The 14,277-nt window shown below is 63.6% G+C and carries 11 protein-coding genes; 7 read left to right on the forward strand and 4 right to left on the reverse strand.

Annotated elements, in window-relative coordinates; genetic code table 11:
- Nucleotides 1–25: 25 nt before the first annotated feature.
- Entirely contained in the window at nucleotides 26–799 is a 774-nt protein-coding gene (locus B2246_RS02660; protein WP_286881806.1) for an SDR family oxidoreductase, read from the reverse strand.
- Between the two features lie 125 nt (nucleotides 800–924).
- On the opposite strand from B2246_RS02660, the gene B2246_RS02665 reads away from it, so the two are divergent.
- Entirely contained in the window at nucleotides 925–1,824 is a 900-nt protein-coding gene (locus B2246_RS02665; protein WP_286881805.1) for a LysR family transcriptional regulator, read from the forward strand.
- 61 nt (nucleotides 1,825–1,885) lie between these two features.
- Here B2246_RS02665 and B2246_RS02670 read toward each other — a convergent pair whose 3' ends face one another.
- Nucleotides 1,886–2,647 (reverse strand): TerC family protein, encoded by a 762-nt coding sequence (locus tag B2246_RS02670; RefSeq protein ID WP_286881804.1) that lies wholly within the window; start codon nucleotides 2,645–2,647, stop codon nucleotides 1,886–1,888.
- A 195-nt stretch (nucleotides 2,648–2,842) separates the two neighbouring features.
- Between B2246_RS02670 and B2246_RS02675 the strand changes: the two genes are divergently transcribed.
- Both B2246_RS02675 and B2246_RS02680 read left to right on the forward strand, forming a co-directional pair.
- Entirely contained in the window at nucleotides 2,843–3,850 is a 1,008-nt protein-coding gene (locus B2246_RS02675; protein ID WP_286881803.1) for a 2-dehydropantoate 2-reductase, read from the forward strand.
- Nucleotides 3,851–4,098: 248 nt separating this feature from the next.
- Entirely contained in the window at nucleotides 4,099–4,821 is a 723-nt protein-coding gene (locus B2246_RS02680; RefSeq protein WP_008652314.1) for a GntR family transcriptional regulator, read from the forward strand.
- A 119-nt stretch (nucleotides 4,822–4,940) separates the two neighbouring features.
- On the opposite strand, the gene sucD is transcribed toward B2246_RS02680, so the two are convergent.
- Nucleotides 4,941–5,813: a succinate--CoA ligase subunit alpha gene (sucD, locus tag B2246_RS02685; RefSeq protein ID WP_008652312.1), complete on the reverse strand. Its 873-nt coding sequence runs from the start codon at nucleotides 5,811–5,813 to the stop codon at nucleotides 4,941–4,943.
- A 1-nt stretch (nucleotide 5,814) separates the two neighbouring features.
- Nucleotides 5,815–7,026: an ADP-forming succinate--CoA ligase subunit beta gene (gene sucC / locus B2246_RS02690; protein WP_286881802.1), complete on the reverse strand. Its 1,212-nt coding sequence runs from the start codon at nucleotides 7,024–7,026 to the stop codon at nucleotides 5,815–5,817.
- A gap of 395 nt (nucleotides 7,027–7,421) precedes the next feature.
- Here sucC and B2246_RS02695 point away from each other — a divergent pair, with 395 nt between their 5' ends.
- The 4 genes from B2246_RS02695 (at nucleotide 7,422) to B2246_RS02710 (ending at nucleotide 13,674) form a co-directional block, all read left to right on the forward strand.
- Complete coding sequence (locus B2246_RS02695; protein ID WP_008652307.1) at nucleotides 7,422–9,176, forward strand: thiamine pyrophosphate-binding protein; 1,755 nt, start codon at nucleotides 7,422–7,424, stop codon at nucleotides 9,174–9,176.
- A 54-nt stretch (nucleotides 9,177–9,230) separates the two neighbouring features.
- Nucleotides 9,231–10,463, forward strand: a complete 1,233-nt coding sequence (gene frc, locus B2246_RS02700; RefSeq protein ID WP_286881801.1) for a formyl-CoA transferase — start codon at nucleotides 9,231–9,233, stop codon at nucleotides 10,461–10,463.
- A 165-nt stretch (nucleotides 10,464–10,628) separates the two neighbouring features.
- Nucleotides 10,629–12,758 carry an acetate--CoA ligase family protein gene (locus tag B2246_RS02705; RefSeq protein WP_286881800.1) on the forward strand — a complete coding sequence of 710 codons (2,130 nt, stop codon included), beginning with the start codon at nucleotides 10,629–10,631 and terminating at the stop codon, nucleotides 12,756–12,758.
- A 139-nt stretch (nucleotides 12,759–12,897) separates the two neighbouring features.
- On the forward strand, nucleotides 12,898–13,674 hold the full coding sequence (locus B2246_RS02710) for a fumarylacetoacetate hydrolase family protein (protein ID WP_286881799.1): 777 nt from the start codon (nucleotides 12,898–12,900) through the stop codon (nucleotides 13,672–13,674).
- The last annotated feature ends 603 nt before the right edge of the window (nucleotides 13,675–14,277 follow it).

The following is a 14,277-nucleotide window of genomic DNA, read 5'->3' on the forward strand; positions in this document are numbered from 1 at the left end:
GACGCGGGTCCGCCGCGTCACTCGATTACTTGGTGGTGTATCCGCCGTTGATGAGGATCGTCTGGCCCGTGATCCACCAGCCATCGCTCACGAGATGCCGAATGAAGGGCACGACGTCCTCGATGTCGGTCAGGCCGGTCTTGCTGAACGGCGAGAGCGCAGCGGCGGTCTTGTGATAGGCCACGGCTTCCGGGCCTTCTGCGGGATAGAAGAACGGCGTATCCATTGGGCCGGGGCCAACGGCTGTCACCGAGATGCCACGCTCGCCGAACTCCTTCGCTGCCGCCCGCGTGAAGTGTTCGACGGGTGCCTTGGTGCCGGCGTACGACGCATAGAACGGCGTGAAGGCGCCCAGCAGCGATGTGACCAGCGTGACGATCTTGCCGTGGTCGTTGACGTGCTTGCCGGCCTCCTTGAGGAAGAAGAACGCCGACTTGCTGTTGATGGCCGTCATCTCGTCGTATTCCGCTTCGGTGACCTCGGCGATCGGCTTCTTGAGGACCTTGCCGACGGTATTGATGGCGATATCGGGCCGACCAATCGCGGCGACCGTGTCGGCGAAGAGCTTCTCCACGGCCGCAGCCGTGGTCAGGTCGGCTTGCAGCGTGATTGTCCTGGCGCCGGCTTTTTCGATCGCGGCCGCCGTGGCTTCGGCCTCGGGTTTGGTCGCCGCGCTGTTGTAGTGAATCGCGACGGCCTTGGCGCCCTGGGACGCGAGGTCGCGGGCAATCAGCCCGCCGAGATTCTTGGCGCCGCCTGCGATGAGTACAACCTTGCCCTGGATGCTGTGCTTGGACATTTCAGACCTCCGATAAGGGATGAGGGTGAGGGGTATCCAGCACTGTAATAAGCAACCTTTCATGGATAAACTTGCCTGTAGCGAATGAACTATCCATGTTTTCTTACCAATATCCATAGCACCCCATGGACCGGATCGAGCAACTTCGGATTTTCCTCCGCGTGGCACACAGCGGCGGCTTCACGCTGGCGGCGGATCAACTGGGACTGCCGCGGCCGACCGTGTCGCTGGCCGTCCAGCAGCTGGAGGCCCGCCTGGGTGTCAGGGTGTTCAACCGCACGACGCGGCGGGTGAGCCTGACCCAGGACGGCGAGGCATTGCTCGACCGCGCCATGGCGCTGGTGGCGGATAGCGAGGAGCTGGAGCAGCAATTCCGGCCACATGGCGCGGTGCTCAGCGGGCGCTTGCGCGTCGATATGCCCAGCCGTATCGCGCGACGGCTAGTCGCGCCAGCCTTGCCGGACTTTCTTGCACGGCATCGCGGCCTGACGCTAGAACTGGGCTCGAGCGATCGGGCCATTGATCTGGTGCGGGAGGGCGTCGACTGCGCGCTGAGGGTGGGAGAGATGACGTCGAGCAGCCTGGTGGCCCGGCCGCTCGGGGTATTGCGAATGATCCACTGCGCCAGCCCTGCGTATCTGGCGCGCCACGGTGTGCCGCTCAAGGCAGAGGACCTGGACCAGCATCAGGCGGTGAACTACACGTCGCCAGCCAGCGGACGCATTGCGCCCTGGGAATGGATGGACACAGGCGAGGTGCGGACGCTGAAGATGAACGGGCCGGTGGCGGTCAACAATGTGGAAACCTACATCGCCTGCTGCCTGGCCGGGCTGGGTTTGATCCAGATTCCAGCCTTCGATGTCCGGGATCATCTGGTGGCAGGCGAACTCGTGGAGGTTCTGTCGGATTGGCCCGTGCCGCCTATGCCGGTGCAAATGGTCTATCCGCATCGACGCTTGTTGTCCCGCCGAACGCAGGTATTCAGTGAATGGCTGGCGAGGGTGCTGGCGCAGCATATCGAGTAGGCGGCGCCCGCATTCCTCCGCAGCATCCCCGCCCGGCCGTGCGTTTGATGCGTTTCGGCGGCTAGTGCGCTGGCGGTTCGATGCCCGCCGCGCGGGCACGCCGTCGCCGCGACAGCATATTCAACCCCTCGACCGCGCTCGAGAACGCCATCGCCGTATAGATATAGCCCTTGGGCACGTGGTGGCCGAGGCCATCGGCGATCAGCGTCATGCCGATCATGATCAGGAACGCCAGCGCCAGCATGACGATGGTTGGGTTCTGATTAATGAAGTTCGCCAGCGGCGTGGCGGCCACCAGCATCACCACTACTGCGGCAATTACGGCCACGAACATGATTGGCACATGGTCGGTCATGCCGACCGCCGTGATGATGCTGTCGATCGAGAAGACCAGGTCCAGCACCAGAATTTGCCCGATCGCGGCGGCGAAACCGGGAGCGGCGCTCCGGGCGCTCTCGGCATTCTCGTGCTCGTCCTCGGGCGACACGTGCTGGTGAATCTCGCGTGTGGCCTTCCAGACCAGGAAAGCGCCGCCGGCGATCAGGATGATGTCGCGCCAGGAAATCCCCTTGCCGAGCACCGTGAACACCGGCTCGGTCAACGCCACGATGACCGCGATCGTGGCCAGCAGCGCCAGTCGCATGATCAGCGCCAGGCCGATGCCGATACGTCGTGCCTTTTCGCGGATCTGCTCGGGAAGCTTGTTGGTGAGGATCGAGATGAAGATCAGGTTGTCGATGCCAAGCACGATCTCCATGGCCACCAGGGTGGCCAATGCGGCCCAGGCGGCCGGATCGCGCAGCAGTGCGAGCAGCGTTTCCATGCGAACTCCTTGAAGGGGTGGGCTTGGGCCGCTGGCCCGCAAGCGGACGACTGTCGACATGGTAGCGCACAGCTTGAGGCTGGCGTAGCCGGTACAGCAAAGATTGAGGTTGTCGAACGGCGATTGTGAAATATAGTATGTGATATATCAAAACTAACTATCACTCAGCAATCACAACCATCGAGGAGACAACCGATGAAAATTTGTATCTACGGCGCGGGCGCGATCGGCGGCTATATGGGCGCGCAATTGGCACTGGCCGGGGCGGACGTCAGTTTCATCGCCCGTGGGCCTCATCTGGCGGCGATGCAGGCAAACGGTGTGCGGCTGCTGATCGAAGGCGAGGAACGGGTGGCCAAGGTCCGTTGCGCCAGCGACCCGCGCGAACTCGGCCCGCAGGACTATGTGTTCATCACGCTCAAGGCGCACCAGGTGCCTGGGGTGGTGGACCTGATGCAAACGCTGCTCGGGTCGGACACTGCGGTGGTGACCGGCGTCAACGGCATCCCGTATTGGTACTTCCATCAGCACGGCGGCGAGTTCGCGGGGCGCACGCTGGAAAGTGTCGACCCTGGCGCCCGCCAATGGAATGGGCTGGGCCCCGAGCGAGCCATCGGCTGTGTGCTGTATCCAGCCGCCGAAATCATCGCGCCGGGCGTGATCAAGCATGTCTATGGCAAGAAATTCCCGATCGGGGAGCCGGACGGCACCCGCTCCGAGCGCGTGACCCGTCTGGCAGAGATGATGGCGCGGGCGGACATGGACGCCCCGGTGCGCGACAACATCCGCGACGAGATCTGGCTCAAGCTCTGGGGCAACCTCTGCTTCAACCCGATCAGCGCCTTGACGCATGCGACGCTCGACATCATTACGTCGGACCCGGCCACGCGGGCGCTGTCGCGCCAGATGATGCTCGAAGCGAAGCACATCGCCGAGAGCTTCGGCGTGCATTTCCGGGTAGACGTCGAACGTCGCATCGACGGTGCCGGTGCGGTTGGCGCCCACAAGACGTCGATGCTGCAGGATCTGGAGGCGGGCAGGGCGATGGAGATCGACCCGCTGCTGACGGTGGTGCAGGAGATGGGCCGAATGATCGGGCAGCCGACACCGATGATCGACGCGGTGCTCGGACTGATCAAGCAACGTGACCGGATGGCCGTGGCAGCGCCTTCAGGCGCGGCGCCAATGGCCAAGGCAGCCTGAAACGCGGACGGTCTGCCGGAAATCGGCGACAATCGGCATTGTGGTCAATGTGATATACGATATACGAAAGGTCGGATTCGCCCCTTTCCAGGCCGGGACTCGCTGCACGCGGCGGGATTGATGCGCGAAACGCATGGCGTCATGCCAAACTTGACGTCATGCGCCACGCGCCAACCTGGTCCTGAATCGGCGAGTGCCATCGGCGGCCATCTGGGTCGCCGGGGCACCGGCCATTTACGAGTGCACTCATGTCTGCCCAAAGCCAAACCGACGTCCAGCCGACTTCCGGCCTGACCCTTTCACTGCAGCCGATCAATGCGGGTGCCAGCCTGCGTGACCAGGCCTACGCGATGCTGCGGCAGGCTATTGCCGATGCCGACATCTACCAGTCGCGCGACGAAGTCCGTCTGGACGAGCGCGTGCTGTCCGAAGCGCTCGGCGTTAGTCGCACGCCGATTCGCGAAGCCATGACCCTTTTGGAGCAGGAAGGCTTCCTGCGCACGGTGCCGCGCCGCGGCATCTACATCACGCGCAAGACCAAGCGCGAGATCGTCGAGATGATCCAGGTCTGGGGCGCGCTGGAAAGCATGGCCGCGCGGCTAGCCACGCTGCACGCCAGCGACGAGGAAATCGGCAAGCTGCGCCATATGTTCGACAGCTTCCGCGATGCCACGCCGGCCGAGCATATCGAGGAATATTCCGACGCCAATATCGCCTTCCATCAGGCGATCGTGCAGTTGTCGAAGTCGCAGATCATCATGGACTCGATCAAGAATATCTTTGTCCATGTGCGCGCGATCCGGAAGATGACGATCTCGCAGAGCGACCGCGCCGCGCGCTCGATCGTCGATCACCTGCGCATCATCGAGGCGCTGGAGAAGCGCGATACGGAACTGGCCGAGCGGCTGGTACGCCAGCATTCGCTGGATCTGGCGGACTACGTCGAGAAGCACTGCGATTTTCTCGATTGAAAGGGGAGAGGGCGCGGAGGTTTAGATCGCGACTTGTTGGTGATCGAGCCGCTGTCCCTAGCCCCTCTCCCCTGGCCCCGCTCCCGCAGCGCGGGAGCGGGGATAACTGCCAGACCAACCTACCGCATCGCCGCCGCCATCGTATTGCCCAGCTCCGCTGGAGACGCGGCCACGTGGATACCCGCCTCGCGCATTGCTTCGATCTTCGCCTCCGCCGTGCCCGTGCCGCCCGAGATGATGGCGCCAGCATGGCCCATGCGGCGGCCCGGTGGCGCCGTGGTGCCGGCGATGAATCCGACCACGGGTTTGCGGGTGCGCGCATCGCGCAGGAATTGCGCGGCTTCCTCTTCGGCCGACCCGCCAATCTCGCCGATCATGATGATGCCTTCGGTCTGGTCATCGGCAAGGAACAGTTCCAGGCTGTCGATAAAGTTCGTGCCGTTGACGGGATCTCCGCCAATGCCGATGCAGGTCGATTGTCCAAGCCCCGCTGCCGTGGTTTGCGCCACCGCTTCGTAGGTCAGCGTGCCCGAGCGCGATACCACGCCGATCCGTCCCGGCTTGTGGATGTGCCCCGGCATGATGCCGATCTTGCACTGGCCAGGCGTGATGACGCCCGGGCAGTTCGGCCCGACCAGCCGGCTGGCGGAGCCGCTCAGCGCCCGCTTGACGCGCACCATGTCGATGACGGGAATGCCCTCGGTGATGCAGACGATCAGTCCGATGCCGGCATCCACGGCTTCGAGGATCGCATCGGCGGCGAACGGCGGCGGGACGTAGATGACCGACGCATCGGCGCCGGTGGCATGGGCGGCGGCCGATACGGTGTCGAACACCGGCAGCCCCAGATGCGTCTCTCCGCCCTTGCCGGGCGTGACGCCGCCAACCATCTTCGTGCCATAGGCCAATGCCTGCTCCGAGTGGAAGGTGCCTTGGGCGCCCGTGAAACCCTGGCAGATCACGCGCGTATGTTGGTCGATTAGCACGGCCATTTCACTTGCCTCCTTTCTTCTGATGGGCCCGGACTGCGGCCACGACTTTCTCCGCCGCGTCGGCGAGATGATTGGCCGATAGGATCGGCAGTCCCGAATCGCGCAGGATGGTCTTGCCCAGTTCGACATTGGTGCCTTCCAGGCGCACCACCAGCTGCACCGTCAGATCGACATCGCGCGCTGCGGCGATCACGCCTTCGGCAATGACATCGCAGCGCATGATGCCGCCGAAGATGTTGACCAGGATGCCTTCCACCTTGGGGTCGGCCAGGATGAGCCGGAACGCCGCCGTCACGCGCTCCTTGGTGGCGCCACCGCCTACGTCGAGAAAGTTGGCCGGCTCGCCGCCGTAAAGCTTGATGATGTCCATCGTGGCCATCGCCAGCCCCGCGCCATTGACCATGCAGCCGATGTTGCCGTCGAGCCGCACGTAGTTCAGCGCGTGCCTGGCCGCTTCGGTTTCGGCCGGATCCTCCTCGCTTTCGTCGCGCATCGCTTCGATATCGGGATGCCGGAAAAGGGCGTTGTCGTCGAAATTGAACTTGGCATCGAGCGCGATCACGTCGCCGCTGCCCGTGACCACAAGCGGATTGATCTCGACAATCGAGGCATCGAGTTCCGTAAATGCGCGATAGGCAGACAGGATGAAGTGCGTGGCCGCCGCTACCTGCTTGCCGGACAGACCTAGCCCGTATGCCAGGCGCCGGGCATGGAACGGCTGGATACCACTGGCGGGATCGATCGCCACTTTCAGGATCTTCTCCGGGGTATGTGCGGCAACCTCCTCGATTTCCATGCCGCCTTCCGTGGATGCCATGACGGTGATGCGTGATGTGGCGCGGTCGATCAGCATGCCGAGATAGAGCTCGCGCGCGATGTCGCAGCCTTCCTCGATATATAGCCGCCGTACTTCGCGCCCGGCCGGCCCGGTCTGCTTGGTCACCAGCGTGGCGCCCAGCATCTGCGAGGCGTTTGCCTGCACCTCGTCGATGGACTTCACCACGCGCACGCCGCCCTTGCCGGATGGATCGCCGGCAAACCGGCCCGCGCCGCGTCCACCGGCGTGGATCTGCGACTTCACTACCCAGATGGGGCCGCCCAGCTTGCGTGCGGCCTGCGCAGCCTCTTCGGGGGTAAATGCCACGCAGCCGTTTGGCACGGCGACGTCGTAGCGCCGTAGCAGCTCCTTGGCCTGATATTCGTGAATGTTCACGTGTCTCCTCGCTTGTCTGTCACCGTGGCCGCAGGTCGGGGCCCGCCTGTCCGGTTTTGCACGGCGTGAAATATGGTATGTGATATATCAAAAAGAAAATCAAGCTGGATTTGATGCTCAGGGCAGGTGGAGGAGGCTGTCCGGGTGACCGCCAGTCTTCAGAAGACGATCGCATCAATGCCTTGTCATTGATCGGAAATCGGCATTTTTTGCGGGTTAACGCCAAAGAGAGTGGCCCAGCTTGCTGCGGTGCGTCGTTGAAAGTCGGCAGCGGCCAGCATTTTGTTCTTGTTGTTTGGTGGTATATCACATACCGTATGTCATCAAGATCGGCTGCTTTCCGAAGCGCAACGATCTGCGATCCGACGATCCAGTCCAAACGAGGAGACAAAGACATGTCCGCTGTCGTATCCACCCGGCCCGAGACCACCACGGCTGAAGACACGCTGAAGCAAAAGTCCCGCGACGCGGGCGTCATATCCGGCGGCCATCTGGTGGCTCGCGCCCTCAAGAACGAGGGGGTGGATACGATCTTCACGCTGTGCGGCGGGCACATCATCGACATCTACGACGGCTGCGTGGATGAAGGCATTCGCATCATCGACGTGCGCCACGAGCAGGTGGCCGCGCACGCAGCAGATGGTTACGCGCGCCAGACCGGCAAGCTGGGCTGCGTTGTGACTACGGCAGGCCCTGGCTGCACGAACGCCGTCACGGGCGTGGCCACCGCGTTCCGTTCGGAAAGCCCGATCATCCATATCGGCGGCCAAGGTGCGCTGTCCCAGCACAAGATGGGATCGCTGCAGGATCTGCCGCACGTGGACATGATGGCGCCGATCACGAAGTTTGCGGCCACCATCCCCAGCACCGAGCGCGTGGCCGACATGATCTCGATGGCTGCCCGCGAGTGCTTCAACGGCGCGCCGGGGCCGGCCTATCTGGAAATCCCGCGCGATGTGCTGGATCGTGAAGTCGATGTATCGCGTGCCGTGATCCCGCGCCCGGGCCACTATCGCGCCTCGACGAAGTCGATCGGCGATCCGCGCGACATCGAAAAACTGGCCGACATCCTCGTCAACGCCGAACGTCCGGCAATTCTCTATGGCCAGCAGGTCTGGACCGCGCGCGGGCATGAGGAAGCCGTCGACCTGCTGCGCGGTCTCGATATCCCCGGCTATTTCAACGGCGCCGCACGTGGCCTGCTGCCTCCGGGCGATCCGCATCACTTCGACCGCACCCGTTCGCAGGCATTCGCCAATGCCGATGTGCTGGTGATCGTCGGCACGCCTTTCGACTTCCGCATGGGCTATGGCAAGCGCATCAGCAAGGAGATCACGCTGGTGCAGATCGACATGGACTACCGCACGGTGGGCAAGAACCGCGAGATCGATCTGGGCCTGGTGGGCGATCCGGGCGCGATTCTTGGCGCGGTGCTGCAGGCGGCCAGTGGGCGGATCAAGAACGATAAGCGCCTGGCGCGCAAGAAGTGGATGGGTCAGTTGACGGAAGCCGAAGCCGTTGCCACGGAAAAGCTGATGCCGCTGTTCAAGTCGGAGAACAAGCCGATTCACCCGTATCGCGTGGCCTACGAACTCAACGAGTTCCTGGCCGACAACACGATCTATATCGGCGACGGTGGCGACGTGGTCACGATTTCCGCGCAGGCGGTGCGTCCGCGCCGTCCGGGCCAGTGGATGGACCCGGGCGCGCTCGGGTCGCTCGGTGTCGGTACCGGCTTTGCGATCGCAGCAGGCGTGGCCAATCCGGGCAAGGAAGTCCTTTGCTACTACGGCGACGGATCGTTCGGCATGACCGCGTTCGACATGGAAACGGCCAACCGCTTCGGCGTGCCGTACCTGGCCGTGATCGGCAATAACTCGGCGATGAACCAGATCCGCTACGGCCAGCTTGCCAAGTACGGCGACGACCGTGGCAATGTCGGCAACCTGCTGTCCGACGTGCCGTTCTCCAAGTTCGCCGAAATGCTGGGCGGATATGGCGAGGAGGTGCGCGAGCCGGGCCAGATTGCAGGTGCGCTGCAGCGCGGCCGCGAGTCGATCGCGAAGACCGGCAAGTCCGCCGTCATCAACATCTGGGTGGACCCGCGCGAGTACGCGCCGGGCACCAAGAACCAGACCATGTACAAGTAAAGGCCGGTCGCCAGCACGACATTGCCTCAAGAGAATCCTCAAGGAGACAACGCCATGAACAACAAGGCACTGGAAGGGATCCGCATTCTGGACATGACGCATGTGCAGGCTGGCCCGTCGGCCACCCAGCTGATGGCCTGGCTGGGTGCCGATGTCATCAAGGTGGAACTGCCTGGTCGCGGCGACATCACGCGTAGCCAGCTGCGCGATGTTCCGAACGCGGACAGCCTCTACTTCACGATGCTGAACTCGAACAAGCGCAGCCTGACCTTGAACATGAAGACGCCGGAGGGCAAGGCGCTGCTCGAAGACCTGGTGCAGCGCTGCGACGTGCTGGTGGAGAACTTCGGGCCGGGCGTGCTGGATCGCGCCGGGTTCGACTGGGATCGCCTGCAGTCGCTGAATCCGCGCCTGATCTACGCGTCGATCAAGGGCTTCGGCCCCGGCCCGTACGCCGATTGCAAGGCTTACGAGAACGTGGCGCAGTGCATGGGCGGCTCGGCCAGCACGACTGGCAACGAAGACGGCGTGCCGACGGTGACCGGCGCGCAGATCGGCGATTCGGGCACGGGTGTGCATTGCGTGGTCGGCATCCTGGCCGCGTTGCTGCACCGTGAGCAGAGCGGGCGCGGGCAGCGGGTGGAAGTCGCCATGCAGGACTCGGTGCTGAACCTGTGCCGCGTGAAGCTGCGCGATCAGCAACGGTTGTCGGCCGGGCCGCTCAAGGAGTATCCGAACGACGATTTCCAGGACTACGTGCCGCGCGCCGGCAATGCGTCGGGTGGCGGACAGCCGGGTGCGGCGCTGCGCTGCTCGCCCGGCGGCGCCAACGACTTCGTCTACGTCATCATCCAGCCGCAGGGCTGGGAGCCGCTGATGCGCCTGTGCGGCCGCGAGGATCTGATCACGCATCCGCAGTTCGCCACGCCGGAGGCACGCCTCAAGTGCCTGGCCGAGTGCTTCTCGATCGTCGAGAAATGGACGCGGACCAAGAGCAAGTTCGAGGTGATGGCGGCGCTCAATGACGTCGACGTGCCGTGCGGCCCGATCCTGTCGATGAAGGACCTGATCGAGGACCGATCGCTCTACGAGCGCGGCTATATGGTCGAACTCGACCATCCGGAGCGTGGCAGGTACGTGCAACTCGGCTGCCCGATCTCGCTGTCAGAATCGCCGGTGGAAGTCGAGCGCTCGCCGTTGCTTGGCGAGCATACCGAAGAGATCCTCGAGTGGCTCGGCCGCACGCCGTCGCAGATCGTCGCGCTCAAGGCCGCCGGCGCAGTGTAGCCCCCACACCCTCAACGCACACTCTCTCAACCGATCCCGGCGAAGTCCGCAGGCCGCCCGCATCTCCAATGCGTGGCGGGTGGGCCTGCTTTCGCCTTGCGCAGCCCATTCGGGCCGCGTTTTTCGCCTGCCCCTCATTCATGCCTGAACAGATGGAGACCTGACATGGCACATGACAAGGATGCTGTACGCAAGATTCTCGCAATCGCCAAGAAGGAAGGCCGCAATGCGCTGACCGCCCCCGAAGGCAAGCTGGTTTGCGATGCCTATGGCATCTCTGTGCCGGGGGAGGGCGTCGCCAGGTCGCCCACGGGCGCCGTGGAACTGGCCAGCAAGATGGGATACCCGGTGGTGCTCAAGATCGTATCGCCGGACATCCTGCACAAGACCGAAGCCGGTGGTGTGCTGGTGGGGGTGAACTCGGCCGCCGACGTGGAGCGCGGCTATCTGACGATCGTCGAGAACGCGAAGAAGTACAACGCGAACGCGCAGATAGTTGGCGTGCAGGTCCAGCAGATGATCGGCGGCGGGCAGGAGGTGATTATCGGCGCGGTGACCGACCCGTCCTTCGGCAAGCTGGTGGCATTCGGCCTGGGCGGCGTGCTGGTGGAGGTGCTCAAGGACGTGACGTTCCGCATGGCGCCGGCAACCTATGACGATGCGCTGTCGATGCTCGATGGCATCGCCGCGGCGGACGTGCTCAAGGGCGTGCGCGGCGCGGACCCGGCCAATCGCGAGGCGCTGGCCGGGATGATCCAGCGCGTGTCCGAACTCGTGAGCGATTTCCCCGAGATCTCCGAGCTTGACCTGAATCCGGTGTTCGCCAGCAAGGACGGCGCGATTGCCGCCGACGTGCGCATCGTGATCGACGACTCGCCGCAGCCGGAGAAATACCGCCCGAGCCAGGAAGAGATCGTGCGGCAGATGAACCGGATCATGCGGCCCGACACGGTGGCGGTGATCGGTGCATCGGCCGAGGACGGCAAGATTGGCAACTCGGTCATGAAGAACCTGATCAATGGCGGCTATCAGGGCAAGATCTACCCGATCCACCCGAAGGCCGACGAGATCATGGGCATGACGGCCTACAAGAGCGTGCTCGACGTGCCGGGCGATGTCGATGTGGCGGTTTTCGCCATTCCGGCCAAGTTCGTCGCGCAGGCATTGGAGGAAGTCGGCAAGAAGGGTATTCCGGGTGCGGTGCTGATTCCGTCCGGATTCGCCGAGACCGGCAATGTGGAGGGCCAGGACGAGATCGTCGCCATCGCCCGCAAACACAATATCCGGCTGATGGGGCCGAACATCTACGGCTTCTACTACACACCGAAGAACCTGTGCGCGACGTTCTGCACGCCATACGACGTCAAGGGCAAGGCCGCGCTGTCGTCGCAGTCGGGTGGTATTGGCATGGCGATCATTGGGTTCTCGCGCTCGGCCAAGATGGGGGTGTCCGCGATTGTCGGGCTCGGCAACAAGTCCGATATCGACGAGGACGATCTGCTCACGTTCTTCGAGCAGGACGACAACACCGAGATCATCGCCCAGCATTGCGAGGACCTGAAGGATGGCCGGTCGTTCGCCGAAGTGGCTCGTCGCGTCTCGAAGAAGAAGCCGGTGGTGGTGCTGAAGGCAGGCCGCACCAGCCTTGGCGCGCGTGCCGCAAGCTCGCATACGGGCGCGCTGGCAGGTAATGACAAGATCTACGAGGACGTCTTCAAGCAAGCAGGCGTGATCCGCGCCCGCTCGCTGCGCGACCTGCTCGAGTTCGCGCGCGGCATTCCGAAGCTGCCGACGCCGACGGGCGAGAACGTGGTCATCATCACCGGCGCGGGTGGCTCGGGCGTGCTGCTGTCCGATGCGTGCGTGGACAACGGACTGTCGTTGATGACGATGCCCGATGACCTCGACGCGGCGTTCCGCAAGTTCATCCCGCCGTTCGGCGCGGCCGGCAACCCGGTCGACATCACCGGCGGCGAGCCGCCCTGCACGTACAAGAACACGATCAAGCTCGGCCTGGAAGATCCGCGTATCCACGCGATCATCCTGGGCTACTGGCACACGATCATCACGCCGCCGATGGTCTTTGCCAAGCTCGTGGTCGAGGTGAAGGAGGAAATGCGCGCGAAGGGCATCGAGAAGCCGATCGTCGCGTCTCTGGCCGGTGACGTGCAGGTCGAGGAGGCCGCGGAATACCTGTACGAACACGGCGTGCCGGCCTATGCGTACTCGACGGAGATTCCGGTGGCGGTGCTCGGCGCAAAGTACAAGTGGGCGCGAGGGGCGGGCAAGATCTGACGCGTTCGGTTGTTCGTACGGCTGCCTCTTCCCCTCTCGCGCCGGCGTGAGAGGGGAAGAGGGCCAGCGCTTCCATTGCCAAGGCCCTCGACATGACAGCCCACGTCGAGGGCTTCTTCTTTTTTCATAAGGAGCCCCCATGCAGCAAACCTGGATTCGCTTCCGCAGCCCACGCGGAGACACTGGCTTTGGCCTCGTCGATGGCGATCGCGTCATCGTCCACGATGGCCCCGGCTACATCGGCTCGAAGCCCACCGGCGCCGTGCTGCCCCGCGACGAACTGCACCTGCTGGCGCCGTGCGAGCCGGGGAAGATCGTCGCGCTATGGAACAACTTCCACGCGCTGGCGCGCAAGCTCGAGAAGCCAGTGCCGCTGCATCCGCTGTTCCTGATGAAGCCGGCCAGTTCGCTGGCCGGGCCAGGCGACGCCATCGAGCGGCCCGCCAGCTATCGCGGCAAGATTGTCTATGAAGGCGAGCTTGGGATCGTTATCGGCCGCAAATGCCGCAATGTGGGCGTGTCGGAGGCGGGCTCGCACATCTTCGGCTACACGGTGGTCAACGATGTCACCGCGGCCGAATTGATCACCGAAGACCCGAACTTCCCGCAGTGGACACGGGCCAAGGGTTACGACACGTTCGGCTGCCTGGGGCCGGGCATCGTCACCGGCTTCGACTGGCGCGCAGCCAGCGTCGTAACGCGGCTCGATGGCGTGGAGCGGCAGAACTATCCGCTCGCCGACATGGTCTTCTCGCCCGAAGAACAGGTCAGCCGGATCTCACAGGATCTGACGCTGATGCCCGGCGACGTGATTGCCTGCGGTACGTCGCTCGGCGTCGGATCGATGAAGGACGGCGCGGTGGTCGAGGTGTCGATCGCCGGGATCGGCGCTCTGGTCAATCACGTGAAGGGATAGCCGAAGAACGGCAAACGGCCCCGCGCGGGGTAATGCCGTTCCGCTAAGGGTCTGTCTGAAGAGCCGGACGTTGTAGCGCTTAGGCAGGGCTTTGACCACACGGAGGCATTTATGCCCCGTCGCTTTTGGATGATCGCCAACTGAAGTTTGACGCGCATGCGCTGCGGATAGGCCGGCAGCTTGCCTGAGCCATGCTGGCTGTCCAGATCAGTTCGCTCTGTATCAGGCGCAAGGCCAGAACAAAGCTCGGGTCCGTGGGCTCGATGCGGTCCTCCAGCGCAGCCTTGGCCATTTTCAGATGCCCCCGTTTCTACGCAATCAGTGCCCCCCAAAGTTTTCCTGAAGCATGCACTTACGCTGGTGGACACGCAAAGCCAGTTCGGCCCCGAGCATGGCTTGCTTCAGTTCCCGATAGTTGGTTTCGAATTCCCAACGGCAGTGGTAACACGCGAACGAACCCGTCGGGCACGCGGCTCGCGATTGCGATCCGGCGGGCAGGGTAGTGGAAACCAATTGGCGGCGATATCGCATTTCTCTGATTCTGCGCGAGACCTTGCTTTGCACTCAACTGACGCCGGAATCGCATTCCCGGCACCACAGTTT

The sequence above is a fragment of the Cupriavidus sp. UBA2010 genome (genome assembly GCF_002335265.1).
GTDB classification, from domain to species: Bacteria; Pseudomonadota; Gammaproteobacteria; order Burkholderiales; family Burkholderiaceae; genus Cupriavidus; species Cupriavidus metallidurans.